The following is a 13,452-nucleotide window of genomic DNA, read 5'->3' as shown; positions in this document are numbered from 1 at the left end:
GGCGCAGCGGAAGGGCATCAGCCCGGGGCGTCGATCGCCCGCACCACGAGGGCCCCGGCCGCGGGTCTGTAGACGGCGGTGCGGCGCATCTGCTCGAAAGCCTTCACGTACCACCCGATCCCACCGGGCTGGGTGATCCGGACCTGCGCCGAGACCAGCTCGACGGACACGACGGACACGACGGACACGAGGGAATCGCCGTAGACGTGGAACGTCTCGCGCGGCCACTGCCCGCGCGTCGCGGTGGCCGGGATGATGTCACGTGTCCGGTGGCGCCACTCGCTGTACATCGACTCGGCGTGCAACGACTGCGCGACCGGATCGGCGGTCAGGCCACATCGGCACGCTACTCGTTCGCGTCTGCGTCTGACGCGGACGGAGGAAACCTCGACTCCCCGTGCGGCGAGGCGCACGGGATCAGGAGCGCGGTCCGGCCGTCTCCGAGGCCGACGGCAGAGGCGGGCAGAGGTAGAACAGCTCCGGATCGCCCTCGTCCAGGCCATGGAGCAGACCGGCCGGCGTCCATCCCGCTCGCTGAAGCAGCCGCTGCATCGGCTGGTTGGAGACGTTCACAGAGGTGAACAGTTTCGGGGTGGTACGGGAGGTCGCGGCGTCAGCCAGCAGCCTCGCGCCTACACCCCGGCCACGGGCGGCCGGGGCCACCATCAGCATCGTGACGAAGCCCTGCTCGAAGAACGTGTACTCCACCACGCAGTACCCGAGCGGCCCGAACGCGTCCTCGGCCACGGCGGCGAGGCCCTGCCGACACCAGCGCCGGATGTGCCCGCACCGCTCCTCGTCGCCCTCTCCCGCGAACGAATCGATTCGCGCCAGCGCCTCGGCATCCGACTCGCTCGCGCGTCGCACGGAGAACCTCCCGGCCCCCTCCGCACCCATGACAGTCCTGTGGACCATGTCGTCAGCCCCTCGCCTACAGGCCCTGAGCGCGGGTGAACACGTGGAAGCGCCCGGCCGCCTTGAACCCACGGCGGGTGTACCAGGCGTGCGGCCAGTCGTCGGGGTCGGCCAGGAGGAAGACCACGCCGCAGCCCGACGCGTAGCGCAGAGCGGTGGCGAGCAGCGTGTCCGCGTAGCCTCGCCGGACGTGGGTGTCGGCGGTGACGACGTCCTCGATCTGGGCGATCCCCTGGGAGGCGTCGCGGTAGAGGTCGGCCCAGGAGCCGATCGCTCCCTCCTCGTCGTGGACGGCGAGGAAGCGGACCTGTTCGGCGCCGCGGAGCCGGGCAGTCCGGCGGTCGGCCAGCTGACTGACCACGATGTCCTCCGCCCCTGGCATCCACCTGCGCAGCTGCCCGACCAGAGCGGGTCGCAGGTCGTCGAAGGCCACGGTCCGCGCGGACGGGTCCGGGACGGCGGAAGAGGCGGCGGATCCGGCGTACGTCATGACGAGTTCGGTCACTTGGGTGTACCCGGCTGCCGTGAGGGCGGGTGCGCAGTCGGTACCGGTGCGGTCGTCGAGCACGGTGATCTGGCGGTGATCCAGGTGACCGAGAGCCGTGTCTGCCAGGGCCGGGAGTGCGGCGGGATCCGGTGATCCCTCGATCACGAGCTGGTTGTGCTCGTACGACGCGGCGTACTCCACGTCCAGCACCACCACGCCGCCGGGAACCTCGTTCACGACCGCGGCCTGACGCCGGGCGAAGGACAGGCGGAAGGCCGCGATGCGCTGGAGATCCGTGACTGGCATCCGGGCAGCCTAAGGATCGACACCGCCCGGCGCGACCGCGTTTTCCTTTCCCCGGCCGGCCCCCGGCGGGCCGCTCCGGCGGTGATCCGTCGTGCGCCGCGCAGACCGTGTGCGGAGAAACCTGCTCCTATCCCCTGGTGAAACATTTCTACCAGGTGTTAAGTATTTATGGACGCGTCCCGAGGGCCGTGCAATCGACCGCACGCCTGGGGGCTCGCCCCTCCCTCGCGGAGACACCACCGACACGCCATCAGCAAAGGGGACGGGTGTGGAGAGCATCACCAAGAACAGGCAGTCTCCCGAGGTGCTGCGCGCCATGATCGAGCGCGCCTACGGAGCCGGGCAGGTCCCGGCCGGGGACGGCTGGGCGAGCGAGCTGGGGCACGGCTGGTTCAACGTCGCCTACCGCATCCGGCTGCGCGACGGCGCCGAGGTCGTCCTGAAGATCGCCCCGCCACCCGCGGTGGAGGTGATGGCCTACGAGCACGGCGCCATGTCGATCGAACTGGCCACGCTGGACCTGCTGAGGACCCGGACCGCCGTGCCGGTACCCGCCGTCCACTTCGCCGACCGGAGCCGCGAACTGTGCGACGCCGACTACTTCTTCATGCCGTACATCGACGCCGACAACCTCGGCATCATCGACGAGACGCTTCCCGCGGACGAGCGAGCTGCCCTGATGGAGCAGCTCGGCACGTACAACCGGGAGATCAACTCCGTCCGCGGTCCGCACTTCGGGCCGCTGGCCGGGCCCGGCCATGCCACCTGGCGGCAGGCGTTCACCACGATGACCGAGAACGTGCTCCTCGACGGCGAGCGTCGCGGCGTCGACATCGGCTGGGAGTACGACACCGTGCGCGCGGCCGTGGCCGCCCATGCCGACAGCCTCGACGAGGTCACCGAAGCCCGCCTGGTGGAATGGGACCTGTGGGCCAGCAACGTCATGGTCCGCGACGGCAAGATCGTCTGCATCATCGACCACGAACGCGCCTTCTACGGCGACCCCTTGATGGAGGCCGGTTTCACCGGCACCCAGATGTCCGCCGCCTTCGGCGACCCGGCACCCTTCATGCGCGGCTACGGTCACGGCGAGCTGACCGGAACCGAGCAGACCCGCCGTCGCCTGTACTGCCTCTACCTGCTCCTGATCATGGTCATCGAAACCGTGTACCGCGGGCACACCGACAGCACTCAGTACGACTGGGCCCGCCCCCGCCTCGACGAGGCCATGGCGCTGCTCGGCCGCACCCGCCGGTGACGTCCGCGCAGGCGCCCGCCGTCACCGACCACACGACCCGGCTCGGCACGGAGCCGGTGGGCCGGCTGCTGTGGCGCGCCTGCACGCAGACCACCGCCGCGGTCGGCGTATACGGCGTCTACGCCCTCACCAACGCCTGGTTCGTCGGCCGCGGCGTGGGCGACACCGCCATGGCCGCGGTCAACCTGGTCGCCCCGCTGCTGCTGCTCCTCGGCGCGGTGTCCACCACCGTCGGCGCGGGCGGCGCCTCCCTGGTCTCCCGCGCCCTGGGCACGGGAGACCACCGGGCGGCCGCCCGCGCGACCGGCAACGCCTTCGCCCTGTTCTGGGCCTGCGCCGCAGCCACCACCGCACTCGGCCTGGCCTTCCTGGACCCGCTGCTCACCCTGCTCGGCGCCACCGGCGAACTGGGCGCGACCGCCCGCCCCTACGCCGTGGTGCTGCTGTGCGGGGCCCTGGTGTCCACCGGCTTCTCCAGCCTGGTGCGGGCCGAAGGGCGCATGGGGTTCTCGACCCTGCTGTGGCTCGTGCCCGTCGCGGTCCAGATCACCCTGGACCCGCTGCTCATCTTCGGACTCGGCATGGGTGTGCGGGGCGCCGCGCTCGGCACCGTCGGCGGCCAGGCCGTGTCCGCGGCGATGAGCCTGTGGTTCTTCTTCGTACAGAGAGACCGCCCCTACCGCGTCGGCCTGCGGGACCTGCTGCCCCACGGTCCGACGCTACGGGCGCTGCTGGCCGTCGGCCTGCCCTCGTTCCTGGCCGGCACCGGTGTCACGCTCCTGGCCGTCCTCGTCAACGCCACCCTCGCGGCCACGGGATCGGCCACCGCGCTCGCGGCCTACGCCGTCTGCGCCCGCCTCCAGACCTTCGTGATGATGCCGCACACCGGTATCAGCCAGGGCCTGCAGCCCATCGTCGGCTACAACACCGGCCGCGGACTGCCCGGCCGCGCCCTCAAAGCCCGCAACTACTCGCTTCTCGCGTCCGTGCTGTACGGCCTGGTCACCGCCGCCGCCCTCGCCGTACTGGCCCGGCCGCTGGCCGGCCTCTTCCTCAACGACGCCGACACCGTCAACACCGCCGGACAGGCCCTGCCGGTCATCGCGATCGGGCTCGCCGTCGCCGGAATCGGCCCACTGGTAGCGGCCTACGCCCAGTCGCTGGGCCGCCCGGCGCCCGCCTACCTCATCTCCATCGGCAGCCTGCTCCTGATCAAGGTTCCCCTGATCGCCGTCCTCGGCCGGCTCGGCACCACGGGTGTCTGGACCGCTCTGGCCGCCGGCGAGGTGGCCACAGCGGCTGTCGCCCTCCTGCTGCTGCGACGCCTCCACGGAGCTACGTCAAAGGGCCCCCACGGAGCTACGTCAAGGGCTCCTTGAGGAGCTGCTCCAGGTGGGACCGCAGCGCCCCGGCCATGTCCACCTCGTCCGGGCTCGTCAGCCACTGCACCTGCAACCCGTCCATCAGCGCCACGAGCCCGGACGCCGCCACCCGGGGATCGACCCCGTCCCGCAACGCCCCCTGCTCCGCCAGCTCCCGCAGCGCACGGTGCACATACTCCCGCGTCGTCCTGTAGTGATCCGTGAAGTACTGATGCGCGGGGTGATCCTCGGAGAACGCCTCCGCCGCGAGGCGCACGTACAACTCCACGATCCCCGGGTGCCGGGCATTGTGATCGGCCAGATCGACCAGATGCCGCATCGCCGCCGTGGGGGAGTACTCCTTCGGTCCGAGCAGCGCGGTGTCCTCCTCGTCCCGGCGCTCCAGCACCGCCGCCAGCAGCGCTTCGCGGCTGGGGAAGTAGTAGTGGAGGCCCACGTGGCTGAGGCCGGCACGCTTGGCGATCTCCCGCAGCGAGGCGCCGTGGTAACCCACGTCCGCGTACACCTCGGCAGCCGTCGTCACGATCTGCTCACGGCGCGCCCGCCCTTTCGCGTACCCACGCGAAGAGGCAGGCACCTTGGCTTCCGCATCAGACATGCCCCCATCATCGCAGCGGCGGTGATCGGAAAGCCGTACCCCAGGTGCCTCGGCGCTCTACCGGCCGACGTGGTCAGCCGTTCGCGGCGTGCCCCAGGAACGCGGTCCAGGCGGCGGGGGCGACCGCGAAGGCCGGGCCGTCGGTGACCTTGGAGTCGCGGACGTGGACGGTGTGCGGGCAGGTGGCGACCTCGACGCAGGCTCCGCCCTCGTTGTTGCTGTAACTGGACTTGTGCCAGTCGTAGGCGACTTCGAGGCAGGCCGCGCCCTCGTTGCCGCTGTAGCTGGACTTGAACCAGGTCAGTCCGGGTCCATCGCTCACAGTTGTCCCACCTTCGTCTCGATGATCTCCACGGACTTCCAGGGATTGAGCGCCTGGGCCCGCAGGATGCCGAAGAGGTCGAGTTGGTCGCTCACCTGCTCGGGCTTCGAGATCAACCTATCGCCGCCCTGTGCCTCCACGTACATCAGATTGCGGCCCTCCGCTGTGGACATCAGCTGCATGGAACCCATCAGCCCCGCGTGCGTGTGCTGGTTCGTAGGCATCACCTGCACCGTCAGATGGTTGAACCGCTCGTTGCAGTCCAGCAGATGCCGCAGTTGCTCCTTCAGCACCTCCGGGCCCCCGAGCGGCCGCTCAAGCACCGACTCCTCGATGACGTACCCGACGCGCGGGGGCGGCGTGCGGCTCAGCACCGCCTGCCTCTCCAGTCGCGCTTCGACGTACCGAACGATCTCGGCCTCGGTGTAGGCCGGTACGCGCGCCCGGTACAGCGCGTACACGTACGCCTCCGTCTGGAGCAGTCCGGGGATCAGCATCGTCTCGTACGCGCTGATGACGCGTGCGAGCCGCTCCAGCTTCGCCCAGTCCACGAACTTCGGCGGGTACTTCTCGCCGTCCATCAGCTCGCAGCACGCCTTCAGCGCCCCGCCCGCGTCCAGGACCTTGTCCCCGTCGTGCAGGAATTCCAGCGACGGGATGCGTTCCGCCCGCTCGTACGCACCCAGCAGGGATTCCGACATCAACAGCCGCTCCGCCGCCTCCTTCTGCGTCAGTCCCGCACGCACCCGATGGATGCGAATCAGGTCCCCCACGAGCTTCCGCACCTGCGACGTCTCGTTGCTCGTCACCACAGTCACCACCGTTCCCACCACATCGCCGGATGTGGCACGTGCCTGACTGGTCACGCTACGCAGTCGCCACGATGCTCGTAGGCATGACGAGCAAGAAACTCCCCGAATGGGTACCCGCCTCGGGGCTCCAACTCCACCTGTCCGGCATCCACTTCGACGCGATCCGGCTGCGCGGGGTGCGGGGCGAGGCGGTGCTGCACCATCTGGCCACCCTCACCGACGGCGATCCGGGGCCCGTCGTACGGGAGATCGCGGGGGCGCGGTGGACGTACTTCCTGCTGGCCCCGGGGGCGAGCCAGGACTTCGACTGGCCGCCCGGCGCGAAGTGTTTCGGCCCGGCCGCCCGCGACCAGTACGTGGGAATTCCGGCCCCGCACGGCAACACGTATCCGCTGAGCTGGCGTTGCGGGGCGCCGGACGACGGGGACTTCGTGGACGCGGAGCTGCTGCACGGCCTGGTGACGGCGCAGCTCGTGCCCGAGGAGTGAGCGCCGCAGGCAGCGCAAGGAGCAGAGGCGCCGAGCCCCGGCCGGACGGCTTACGGGTGCCGGACGGCTTACGGGTGCCGGACGGCTCAGCCAGGGCGACGGCTCATACGGGCCGGACGGTGAGGATCTGCTGGGCCTGGCCGACCGGTCCATGGATGTCGTGCAGGACGGTGCTGGTGATGCCCTGGCCCGTGGGGCCGAAGACGACCGTGGTGTCGAGCCCCGTCCAGCTGCCCTCGGGCTGGCGCTGGAGGTGGATGGTCAGGTCCACGTTGGGGAACGTCCAGGCGGTGGGGGGCTGGCGTACGGCGATGCCGTTGGCGGTGTCGACGAGCGCGACGAAGGACGCCACCGGGCCGGCGGGCTCGTCCGCGACGAGGTCGAGGGGCGTGGAGATCCACGCGGTCGTCCGGCCCGGCCGGGGCGGCGCGAGCGGGCGGACGTCGATGGACGCGATGTAGCCGCCGGGCCAGAGGTCCGCCATGCGCCAGGGCGCGAGCGTCTCCGGGGCGGCGAGCCTGTCGGCCTCGCCCCCGGCGACGGAGCCGGTGTCGATGGCGGCGAGGCACCAGGCCCTGGCGCGTACGACGGGGCGGTCCGCGATGAGGGCGACGGCTTCGACCAGCTCGATCGTGCGGCCCGGCCGGATGGTCTCGACCCTGATCTCGCACTCGTCCAGGGCGAGCCGGCCGAGGATGTCGAAGCTGATCCGGGACAGCAGCAGGCTCTCCCCCGGCCGGTCGGCCAGATGGCGGTCGATGGCATGCACGATGAGGCCGCCGAGCGGGCTGAAGTGCACTTCGTCCGTGCTCCACGCACCGCTCGCGTGGGCGGTGGGCTTGAAGCGGTGGTCTTCGGTGCGCTCGTAGTAACTGCCGGTGCTCATCGGTGCTTCCCTCGCGGCCGTACGGATCAAGGAACCTCAGCCTGACACCGCACGCCCACCGGCCGGTGCCCGGGTCCCCCGTCAGCTCCTGGACGTCGAGAGGTACCGTTCCCGCCATGGCGGTCGACCAGGAGCTCGTGGACGCGGCGATCGGGCTGGCGCATGCCCGCTTTCCCGGGCAGGCCTGGTCCGGAGCCGCCGCGCTGCGTCTCGACAACGGCGTGATCCTGACCAGCACCGCCCCGGACCCGCCGAACAGCGCCGTGGGCCTCTGCCATGAGACGGGCGCCATCTGCGAGGCCTACAAGCTGGACCGGCGGGTGGTGGCGTCGGTCTGTGTGACGGCCGCCGGCGAGGACCGGGGGTACTGGGTCCTGGCGCCGTGCGGCGTCTGCCAGGAACGGCTCTTCGCGTACGGGCCGGACGTCGAGGTCGCGGTACCGGAGCCCGCGGACCCGCGCCGCTGGCGCACCCTGCGGCTGCGGGACGTCCAGCCCCACTGGTTCGCGCGGGTCTTCCCGGACGATGTCTGGCCCTTCGACTCCCGGGACCCGGAACCCCGGCCGGGCGGCTGAGGACGGGCTCAGGGCCGGAACACCGCCACCGCCTCGCACCCCTCCTCCTGCCGGAACGTCACCCGCAGCTCCATCCCGACGGCGAGCGCGGACTCCTCGCACTCCACGATCTCCGTCATCATCCTCGGGCCCTCCGCCAGATCGACGACGGCCGCGACGTACGGCACGCGGCCGCCGAACGGCGGCAGGTCGTTGCGGTGCACGACGGACCAGGTGTAGAGCGTGGCCCGGCCACTGGCCCGCTCCCAGCCGACGTCCTCGCTCCAGCAGTGCGGGCAGAACTCGCGCGGGTAGTGGTGCGCCCGGCCGCAGTCCCGGCAGCGGCGCAGCAGCAGGTGGCCCTCGGCGGCGGCGTCCCAGTAGGGGCGGGTGGACGCGTCGGGCTCGGGCAGGTCGTAGCGGGGGGCCGGCGGGGTGGTGGTCACAGAAAGAGTCCGATCGCGTCGTCGAGGGACCAGGTCTGCCAGGACATCGCGAACAGCGCGACGAGCGAGCTGAGCGCCATCATCGCGTTCTGCCCCTGCTCAGCCCAGTCGTGGATCATCAGCACCAGGTAGAGCAGGTTGAGCAGCAGCCCCGCGATCAGCGCGACAGGGGTCAGCAGGCCGGTCACCAGGCCCAGACCCAGCGCGAGTTCCGCGTAGACGACGACGTACGCCATCGCCTTCGGGCGCGGCGCCACGATCTTCTCGAAACCGCTCCGGACCACCGGCCAGCGGTGCTTCCCCGCGACGTCCGAGGCCCAGGCGATGCCGGTGCCGCGCTCGAACCAGCCCTTCTTGTCCTTGTGCCGCCAGCTCTCCAGCCACCACAGGCCGAGGCCTATCCGGAGCACGGCGAGCCACTGGGCTCCGTCGAGCCAGATCGTCCGCATGGGGCCCTCCCGTTCACGTCATCTGACGGTACGTCAGTTCACCTGATGGCGGCGGCCCCGCGCAAGGGGTGTGCGCCGGCGGCCGGTCCACAGGCGCGCGTCTCCGGGCACGCGCGCCCGCCCCGGCCGAGGCCCGCTCGCGGACCCGTGATCAATTCGCAATCGATTCCGGTCTTGACCGAGACCCATCAACAGAGCGCGCGATTACGCTCCAAACCATGCCCGACAGCGCATCTGCCCCCGGTAGCCCCATTCCGGCCTCCGTCACCCTCACCGAGGACCGGCCCGTCTACGTCATCGGCGGCGGTCCGGGCGGTCTCGCCGTCGCGGCGGCCCTGCGCGCACAGGGCCAACGGGCGGTCGTACTGGAGAAGTCCACGGACGTCGGCGCGTCCTGGCGGGGCCACTACGACCGGCTGCACCTGCACACCACCCGGCGCTGGTCGGCCCTCCCCGGGCTGCCCATGCCCCGCCGGTTCGGCCGCTGGGTGTCCCGCGACAACATGGTGCGCTACCTGGAGAAGTACGCCGAGCACCATGAGCTGGAGGTGGTGACCGGCGTCGAGGTCTCCCGCATCGACCCGGCGCCGGACGGCACCGGTTGGCGGCTGACCGCGACCGGCGGCCGCGAGCTGACCGGGCGGGCCGTGGTCGTCGCCACCGGCTTCAACCACACCCCGCGCATCCCCGACTGGGCCGGGCGCGCCACCTTCACCGGCGAACTCGCGCACGCCGCCGACTACCGCAACCCCGCCCCCTACGCCGGCAAGGACGTCCTCGTCGTGGGCGTCGGCAACACCGGGGCCGAGATCGCCGTCGACCTGGTGGAGGGCGGGGCGGGCCGGGTGCGGCTCGCGGTGCGCACCGCACCGCACATCCTGCGCCGTTCCACGGCGGGCTGGCCCGCCCAGGGCACCGGCATCCTGGTGCGCCGGCTGCCGGTCGCGCTCGTCGACCGGGCCGGGGGGCTGCTGACCCGCGTCTCCATGCCCGATCTCGCCGAACACGGGCTGCCCCGCCCGGACACCGGCCTGTACTCGCGGGTCAAGGACGGGGCGATCCCGGTCCAGGACGTCGGGCTGATCAAGGCGGTGAAGGGCGGTCACGTGCTTCCGGTGGCGGCCGTCGAGTCGTTCGACGAGGACGCGGTGGTGCTGGCCGACGGGTCCCGGATCACCCCGGACGCCGTCATCGCCGCTACCGGCTACCTCCGCTCCCTGGAGGGGCTGGTCGGCCACCTCGGAGTGCTGGACGCCCGGGGCCGGCCGGTGGTGCACGGCGGCCGCACACCGAAGCAGGCCCCCGGGCTGTACTTCACCGGCTTCACCAACCCGATCAGCGGCATGCTCCGCGAGCTGGCCCGGGACGCGGAGAAGATCGCCAAGAAGCTCGCCCGCAGGGGCTGAGCCGGGGGTGACCCGGCGGCCCCGGGGCCGGTGACCGGGGCCCCGAGGGCGGCGCCGGAGGGTCCCGGGGCCGAAGGGGTGCCCCGGAGAGGTGGCCCCCGGCCGTGACCCCGCGACGGCCCGCGGGTCTGGGCCCGGCCCGCCCCCGGGTGCGGCTCGCCCGGGGTGCGGGGTTGCCCGGGTGCCGGCCCGCCTGCCCGGGTGCCGGCCCGCCTGCCCGGGTGCCGGCCCGCCTGCCCGGGTGCCGGCCCGCCTGCCCGGGTGCCGGCCTGCCCTCAATCGCCGGGCGGGCTCGACGGGGCACCCGGCCCCGCGTGGGTACCCGTGGTGGTGACCCGGGGCCCCTCCGGGGCGTCTCCTCGGGCGCCGAACGTTCCGCGGGTACGCGGGGAGACACCGGGTATCCGTTCGGCGCCCTGCGGGGACTCCCCTGCACGGCCCCGGGTCGGTCGTCGGTTGTCATGCGGGGAGGAGGCGGGGAGGGGTGGAGGCAGGGGCTCGTCCCCCGGTTCCTCCCCCGCACGGCCCCGGGTCGGTCATCGGTCGTCATGCGGGAGGGGGCGGGGAGGAGTGGAGGTAGGGGCTCGTCCCCCGGTTCCTCCCCCGCACGGCCCCGGGTTGGTCGTCGGCCGTCGTGCGGGAGGGGGCGGGGAGGAGTGGGGCAGGGGGCTCGTCCCCCGTTTCGATGCGGCGTCGGGGCTTGCGGAACCGCCACTCTCAGCCTTTGCCTGCACAACCATTCCTGACGGGCCGTCAGTTCAGTAACCTGACACGGCGTCAGCTTATGGCGCCGGCCGGACCGCGCGAGCGCCGGGGACCTTCGAGCAGGAGTGGGCGGAACGATGCTTGGATCGACTCACGGCACCCTCACCACCGACTTCCGCGCCAGGGTGGTGGCCTGCGGCGAGGAGCCGCACGCCGCCGTCCACAGCATGACGGCCGCCGCCGCGGAAGGCGGTCTCGACGTCAGCGGCCGTCCGCTGCACGCGGCCGTCCCGGACCTGGACCGGTTCTTCCGGCCGGAGTCCGTGGCTGTCATCGGCGCGTCCGACACCGACGGCCGGCCCAACACCGGGATCACCCGGCAGCTGATCGCCTGGGCCGAGCGCGTCGGCGCGCGGCTGTATCCCGTGCACCCCACGCGGGAGTCCGTCTTCGGGCGGGCGTGCTCTCCTTCCGTGTCCGAGCTGCCGGAACAGGTGGACCTGGCGGTGCTGCTGGTCAGCGATCCGCTCCCGGTGATCGAGGAACTCGCGCACGCCAAGGTGAAGTTCGCCGTCGCCTTCGCGTCCGGTTTCGCGGAGACCGGGGCGGAGGGCGCCGCCGCGCAGGCCCGGCTGGCCGCAGCGGTGGAGCGGTCGGGGCTGCGGCTGCTCGGGCCGAACACCAACCTCAACGCCTTCGAGGAGTTCCGGGACGACCTGGAGGGGCCGGCGATCGCACTGATCACCCAGTCCGGCCACCAGGGGCGCCCCGTCTACACCCTTCAGGAGCTGGGCGTACGGCTCTCGCACTGGGCGCCCACGGGCAACGAGGCGGATCTGGAGACCTCCGACTTCATCTCGTACTTCTCGCAGCGCCCCGAGGTCGGGGCCATCGCCTGCTACGTGGAGGGGCTCAAGGACGGGCGCTCCTTCCTGCTCGCCGCCGACCGGGCCGCACGCGCCGGGGTCCCGGTGGTGGCGGTCAAGGTCGGGCGGACGGAGACGGGGGCCAGGATGGCCGCGTCACACACCGGCAAGCTGACCGGCGCCGACCAGGTCGTCGACGCGGCGATGCGGCAGTTCGGCGTGATCCGGGTGAACGGCCTCGACGAACTCCAGGACACCGCGGCCCTCCTGGCGCGGGCCCGTAAGCCCTTGGCCGACGGGGTCGTCGTGTATTCGATCTCGGGCGGCACGGGCGCGCACTTCTCGGACCTGGCGACCGCGGCGGGCCTGGACATCCCGGTCCTGTCCGAGGAGAAGCAGACCGAGCTGCACACCTGGATACCCGACTACCTGAACGTGGCGAACCCGGTCGACAACGGGGGGCACCCGGTCGGTGACTGGCGCGGCCGGAAGATCATCGACGCGATACTCGCGGACCCCTCGGTCGGGGTGCTGATCTGTCCGATCACCGGCCCCTTCCCGCCGATGAGCGACAAACTCGCCCAGGACCTGGTGGACGCGGCCGAGGCCACGGACAAGCTGGTGTGCGTGGTGTGGGGTTCGCCGGTCGGAACCGAGGACGCCTACCGCACGACGCTGCTCGGCTCCTCGCGCGTCGCCACCTTCCGTACCTTCGGCAACTGCATCACCGCGGTGAAGGCCTATCTGGACCACCACCGCTTCGCCGCCTCCTACCGCTCCCCCTTCGACGAGGCACCGCGCACGCCGTCGCCCTCCTTCCGCAAGGCGCAGGCACTGATGCGTCCGGGCCACCAGCTGAGCGAGCACGCGGCGAAGCAGCTGCTGCGGGCGTACGGGATCCGGGTGCCCCGCGAGCAGTTGGTGACCAGCGCCGCGGCGGCGGTCAGGGCGGCCGGGCTGGTCGGCTACCCCGTCGTCATGAAGGCGTCCGGCGCGCAGCTGGCCCACAAGACCGAACTGGGCCTGGTCAAGGTCGGGCTCACCTCCGCCAGCCAGGTGCGGGACGCCTACCGCGAACTCACCGACATCGCGCGCTACGAGGACATCGAGCTGGACGGAATCCTGGTCTGCCAGATGATCGAGCGGGGCGTCGAGATGATGGTCGGCGTCACCCAGGACGCGCTGTTCGGCCCGACCGTGACCGTCGGGCTCGGCGGCGTACTGGTCGAGGTGCTGCACGACGCGGCGGTGCGGGTGCCGCCCTTCGGTGAGGACCAGGCGCGGGCGATGCTCGGTGAACTGCGCGGCCGGGCCCTGCTGGAAGGGGTGCGCGGCGGGGCGCCGGTGGATGTGGACGCGCTCGTCGAAGTGGTGCTGCGGGTGCAGCGGATGGCGCTGGAACTGGGCGACGACCTGTCCGAGCTGGACATCAACCCGCTGATGGTGCTGGGCCGGGGGCAGGGCGCGGTGGCGCTGGACGCCCTCGCGGTCTGCCGCTGACCGGCGCTCCGGCCCATGCTTTGGCCAGCACGCCGGCCCACGCGCCGGCCAAAGCCGCCGCCGCGTCCGCCA

At 71.9% G+C, this 13,452-nt stretch carries 14 protein-coding genes and 1 pseudogene; 6 read left to right on the top strand and 9 right to left on the bottom strand.

Annotated elements, in window-relative coordinates; genetic code table 11:
• Positions 1 to 17 precede the first annotated feature (17 nt).
• The 3 genes and pseudogenes from ACIP89_RS09665 to ACIP89_RS09655 all read right to left on the bottom strand — a co-directional run.
• Positions 18 to 257 (bottom strand): annotated as a pseudogene (locus tag ACIP89_RS09665) (transcriptional regulator); the annotation flags it as partial.
• A 160-nt stretch (positions 258 to 417) separates the two neighbouring features.
• Positions 418 to 867: a GNAT family N-acetyltransferase gene (locus tag ACIP89_RS09660; protein ID WP_402114060.1), complete on the bottom strand. Its 450-nt coding sequence runs from the start codon at positions 865 to 867 to the stop codon at positions 418 to 420.
• Positions 868 to 931: 64 nt separating this feature from the next.
• The gene (locus tag ACIP89_RS09655; RefSeq protein WP_402114057.1) at positions 932 to 1,708 is read right to left on the bottom strand and encodes a GNAT family N-acetyltransferase; all 777 of its coding nucleotides are present in this window, start codon (positions 1,706 to 1,708) and stop codon (positions 932 to 934) included.
• Between the two features lie 268 nt (positions 1,709 to 1,976).
• Between ACIP89_RS09655 and ACIP89_RS09650 the strand changes: the two genes are divergently transcribed.
• Together ACIP89_RS09650 and ACIP89_RS09645 are read left to right on the top strand one after the other, a co-directional pair.
• Positions 1,977 to 2,966 (top strand): phosphotransferase family protein, encoded by a 990-nt coding sequence (locus tag ACIP89_RS09650; protein WP_401923179.1) that lies wholly within the window; start codon positions 1,977 to 1,979, stop codon positions 2,964 to 2,966.
• The gene (locus ACIP89_RS09645; RefSeq protein ID WP_402114055.1) at positions 2,963 to 4,345 is read left to right on the top strand and encodes an MATE family efflux transporter; all 1,383 of its coding nucleotides are present in this window, start codon (positions 2,963 to 2,965) and stop codon (positions 4,343 to 4,345) included. Before ACIP89_RS09650 ends, ACIP89_RS09645 begins: the two co-directional genes overlap by 4 nt.
• Here the strand turns inward: ACIP89_RS09645 and ACIP89_RS09640 are convergent.
• The 3 genes from ACIP89_RS09640 to ACIP89_RS09630 form a co-directional block, all read right to left on the bottom strand.
• Positions 4,326 to 4,946, bottom strand: a complete 621-nt coding sequence (locus ACIP89_RS09640) for a TetR family transcriptional regulator (RefSeq protein ID WP_401923173.1) — start codon at positions 4,944 to 4,946, stop codon at positions 4,326 to 4,328. The genes ACIP89_RS09645 and ACIP89_RS09640 overlap by 20 nt on opposite strands.
• A 73-nt stretch (positions 4,947 to 5,019) precedes the next feature.
• Positions 5,020 to 5,268: a DUF397 domain-containing protein gene (locus ACIP89_RS09635; RefSeq protein ID WP_402114053.1), complete on the bottom strand. Its 249-nt coding sequence runs from the start codon at positions 5,266 to 5,268 to the stop codon at positions 5,020 to 5,022.
• On the bottom strand, positions 5,265 to 6,077 hold the full coding sequence (locus ACIP89_RS09630) for a Scr1 family TA system antitoxin-like transcriptional regulator (protein ID WP_402114052.1): 813 nt from the start codon (positions 6,075 to 6,077) through the stop codon (positions 5,265 to 5,267). Before ACIP89_RS09630 ends, ACIP89_RS09635 begins: the two co-directional genes overlap by 4 nt.
• Before the next feature lie 86 nt (positions 6,078 to 6,163).
• Between ACIP89_RS09630 and ACIP89_RS09625 the strand changes: the two genes are divergently transcribed.
• A complete protein-coding gene (locus tag ACIP89_RS09625) occupies positions 6,164 to 6,568 on the top strand; it encodes a hypothetical protein (RefSeq protein WP_401923165.1) in 405 nt (134 codons plus the stop codon).
• A 103-nt stretch (positions 6,569 to 6,671) separates the two neighbouring features.
• Here the strand turns inward: ACIP89_RS09625 and ACIP89_RS09620 are convergent, their stop codons facing one another.
• On the bottom strand, positions 6,672 to 7,454 hold the full coding sequence (locus tag ACIP89_RS09620) for a thioesterase family protein (RefSeq protein ID WP_402114050.1): 783 nt from the start codon (positions 7,452 to 7,454) through the stop codon (positions 6,672 to 6,674).
• Positions 7,455 to 7,570: 116 nt separating this feature from the next.
• On the opposite strand from ACIP89_RS09620, the gene ACIP89_RS09615 reads away from it, so the two are divergent.
• Positions 7,571 to 8,029: a cytidine deaminase gene (locus tag ACIP89_RS09615; protein WP_402114048.1), complete on the top strand. Its 459-nt coding sequence runs from the start codon at positions 7,571 to 7,573 to the stop codon at positions 8,027 to 8,029.
• A gap of 8 nt (positions 8,030 to 8,037) precedes the next feature.
• On the opposite strand, the gene ACIP89_RS09610 is transcribed toward ACIP89_RS09615, so the two are convergent.
• Together ACIP89_RS09610 and ACIP89_RS09605 are read right to left on the bottom strand one after the other, a co-directional pair.
• Positions 8,038 to 8,454 (bottom strand): Zn-ribbon domain-containing OB-fold protein, encoded by a 417-nt coding sequence (locus ACIP89_RS09610; protein WP_401928725.1) that lies wholly within the window; start codon positions 8,452 to 8,454, stop codon positions 8,038 to 8,040.
• Positions 8,451 to 8,903, bottom strand: a complete 453-nt coding sequence (locus ACIP89_RS09605; protein ID WP_401923156.1) for a DoxX family protein — start codon at positions 8,901 to 8,903, stop codon at positions 8,451 to 8,453. The genes ACIP89_RS09610 and ACIP89_RS09605 overlap by 4 nt, the downstream gene beginning before the upstream one ends.
• Positions 8,904 to 9,121: 218 nt before the next feature.
• On the opposite strand from ACIP89_RS09605, the gene ACIP89_RS09600 reads away from it, so the two are divergent.
• Both ACIP89_RS09600 and ACIP89_RS09595 read left to right on the top strand, forming a co-directional pair.
• Entirely contained in the window at positions 9,122 to 10,309 is a 1,188-nt protein-coding gene (locus ACIP89_RS09600; RefSeq protein WP_402114046.1) for a flavin-containing monooxygenase, read from the top strand.
• 842 nt (positions 10,310 to 11,151) lie between these two features.
• Complete coding sequence (locus ACIP89_RS09595; protein ID WP_402114045.1) at positions 11,152 to 13,380, top strand: acetate--CoA ligase family protein; 2,229 nt, start codon at positions 11,152 to 11,154, stop codon at positions 13,378 to 13,380.
• Positions 13,381 to 13,452 lie beyond the last annotated feature (72 nt).

Source organism: Streptomyces sp. NPDC088730, assembly GCF_044751215.1.
In the GTDB taxonomy this organism is placed as follows: Bacteria; Actinomycetota; Actinomycetes; order Streptomycetales; family Streptomycetaceae; genus Streptomyces.
This window is presented reverse-complemented; position numbering and strand designations above follow the sequence as displayed.

What these genes read in the sequence shown, in the direction of transcription:
- ACIP89_RS09620 (WP_402114050.1), bottom strand. Translation starts at nt 7,454, where the DNA reads ATGAGCACCGGCAGTTACTACGAGCGCACCGAAGACCACCGCTTCAAG.
- ACIP89_RS09640 (WP_401923173.1), bottom strand. Translation starts at nt 4,946, where the DNA reads ATGTCTGATGCGGAAGCCAAGGTGCCTGCCTCTTCGCGTGGGTACGCG.
- ACIP89_RS09625 (WP_401923165.1), top strand. Translation starts at nt 6,164, where the DNA reads ATGACGAGCAAGAAACTCCCCGAATGGGTACCCGCCTCGGGGCTCCAA.
- ACIP89_RS09615 (WP_402114048.1), top strand. Translation starts at nt 7,571, where the DNA reads ATGGCGGTCGACCAGGAGCTCGTGGACGCGGCGATCGGGCTGGCGCAT.
- ACIP89_RS09600 (WP_402114046.1), top strand. Translation starts at nt 9,122, where the DNA reads ATGCCCGACAGCGCATCTGCCCCCGGTAGCCCCATTCCGGCCTCCGTC.
- ACIP89_RS09595 (WP_402114045.1), top strand. Translation starts at nt 11,152, where the DNA reads ATGCTTGGATCGACTCACGGCACCCTCACCACCGACTTCCGCGCCAGG.
- ACIP89_RS09605 (WP_401923156.1), bottom strand. Translation starts at nt 8,903, where the DNA reads ATGCGGACGATCTGGCTCGACGGAGCCCAGTGGCTCGCCGTGCTCCGG.
- ACIP89_RS09655 (WP_402114057.1), bottom strand. Translation starts at nt 1,708, where the DNA reads ATGCCAGTCACGGATCTCCAGCGCATCGCGGCCTTCCGCCTGTCCTTC.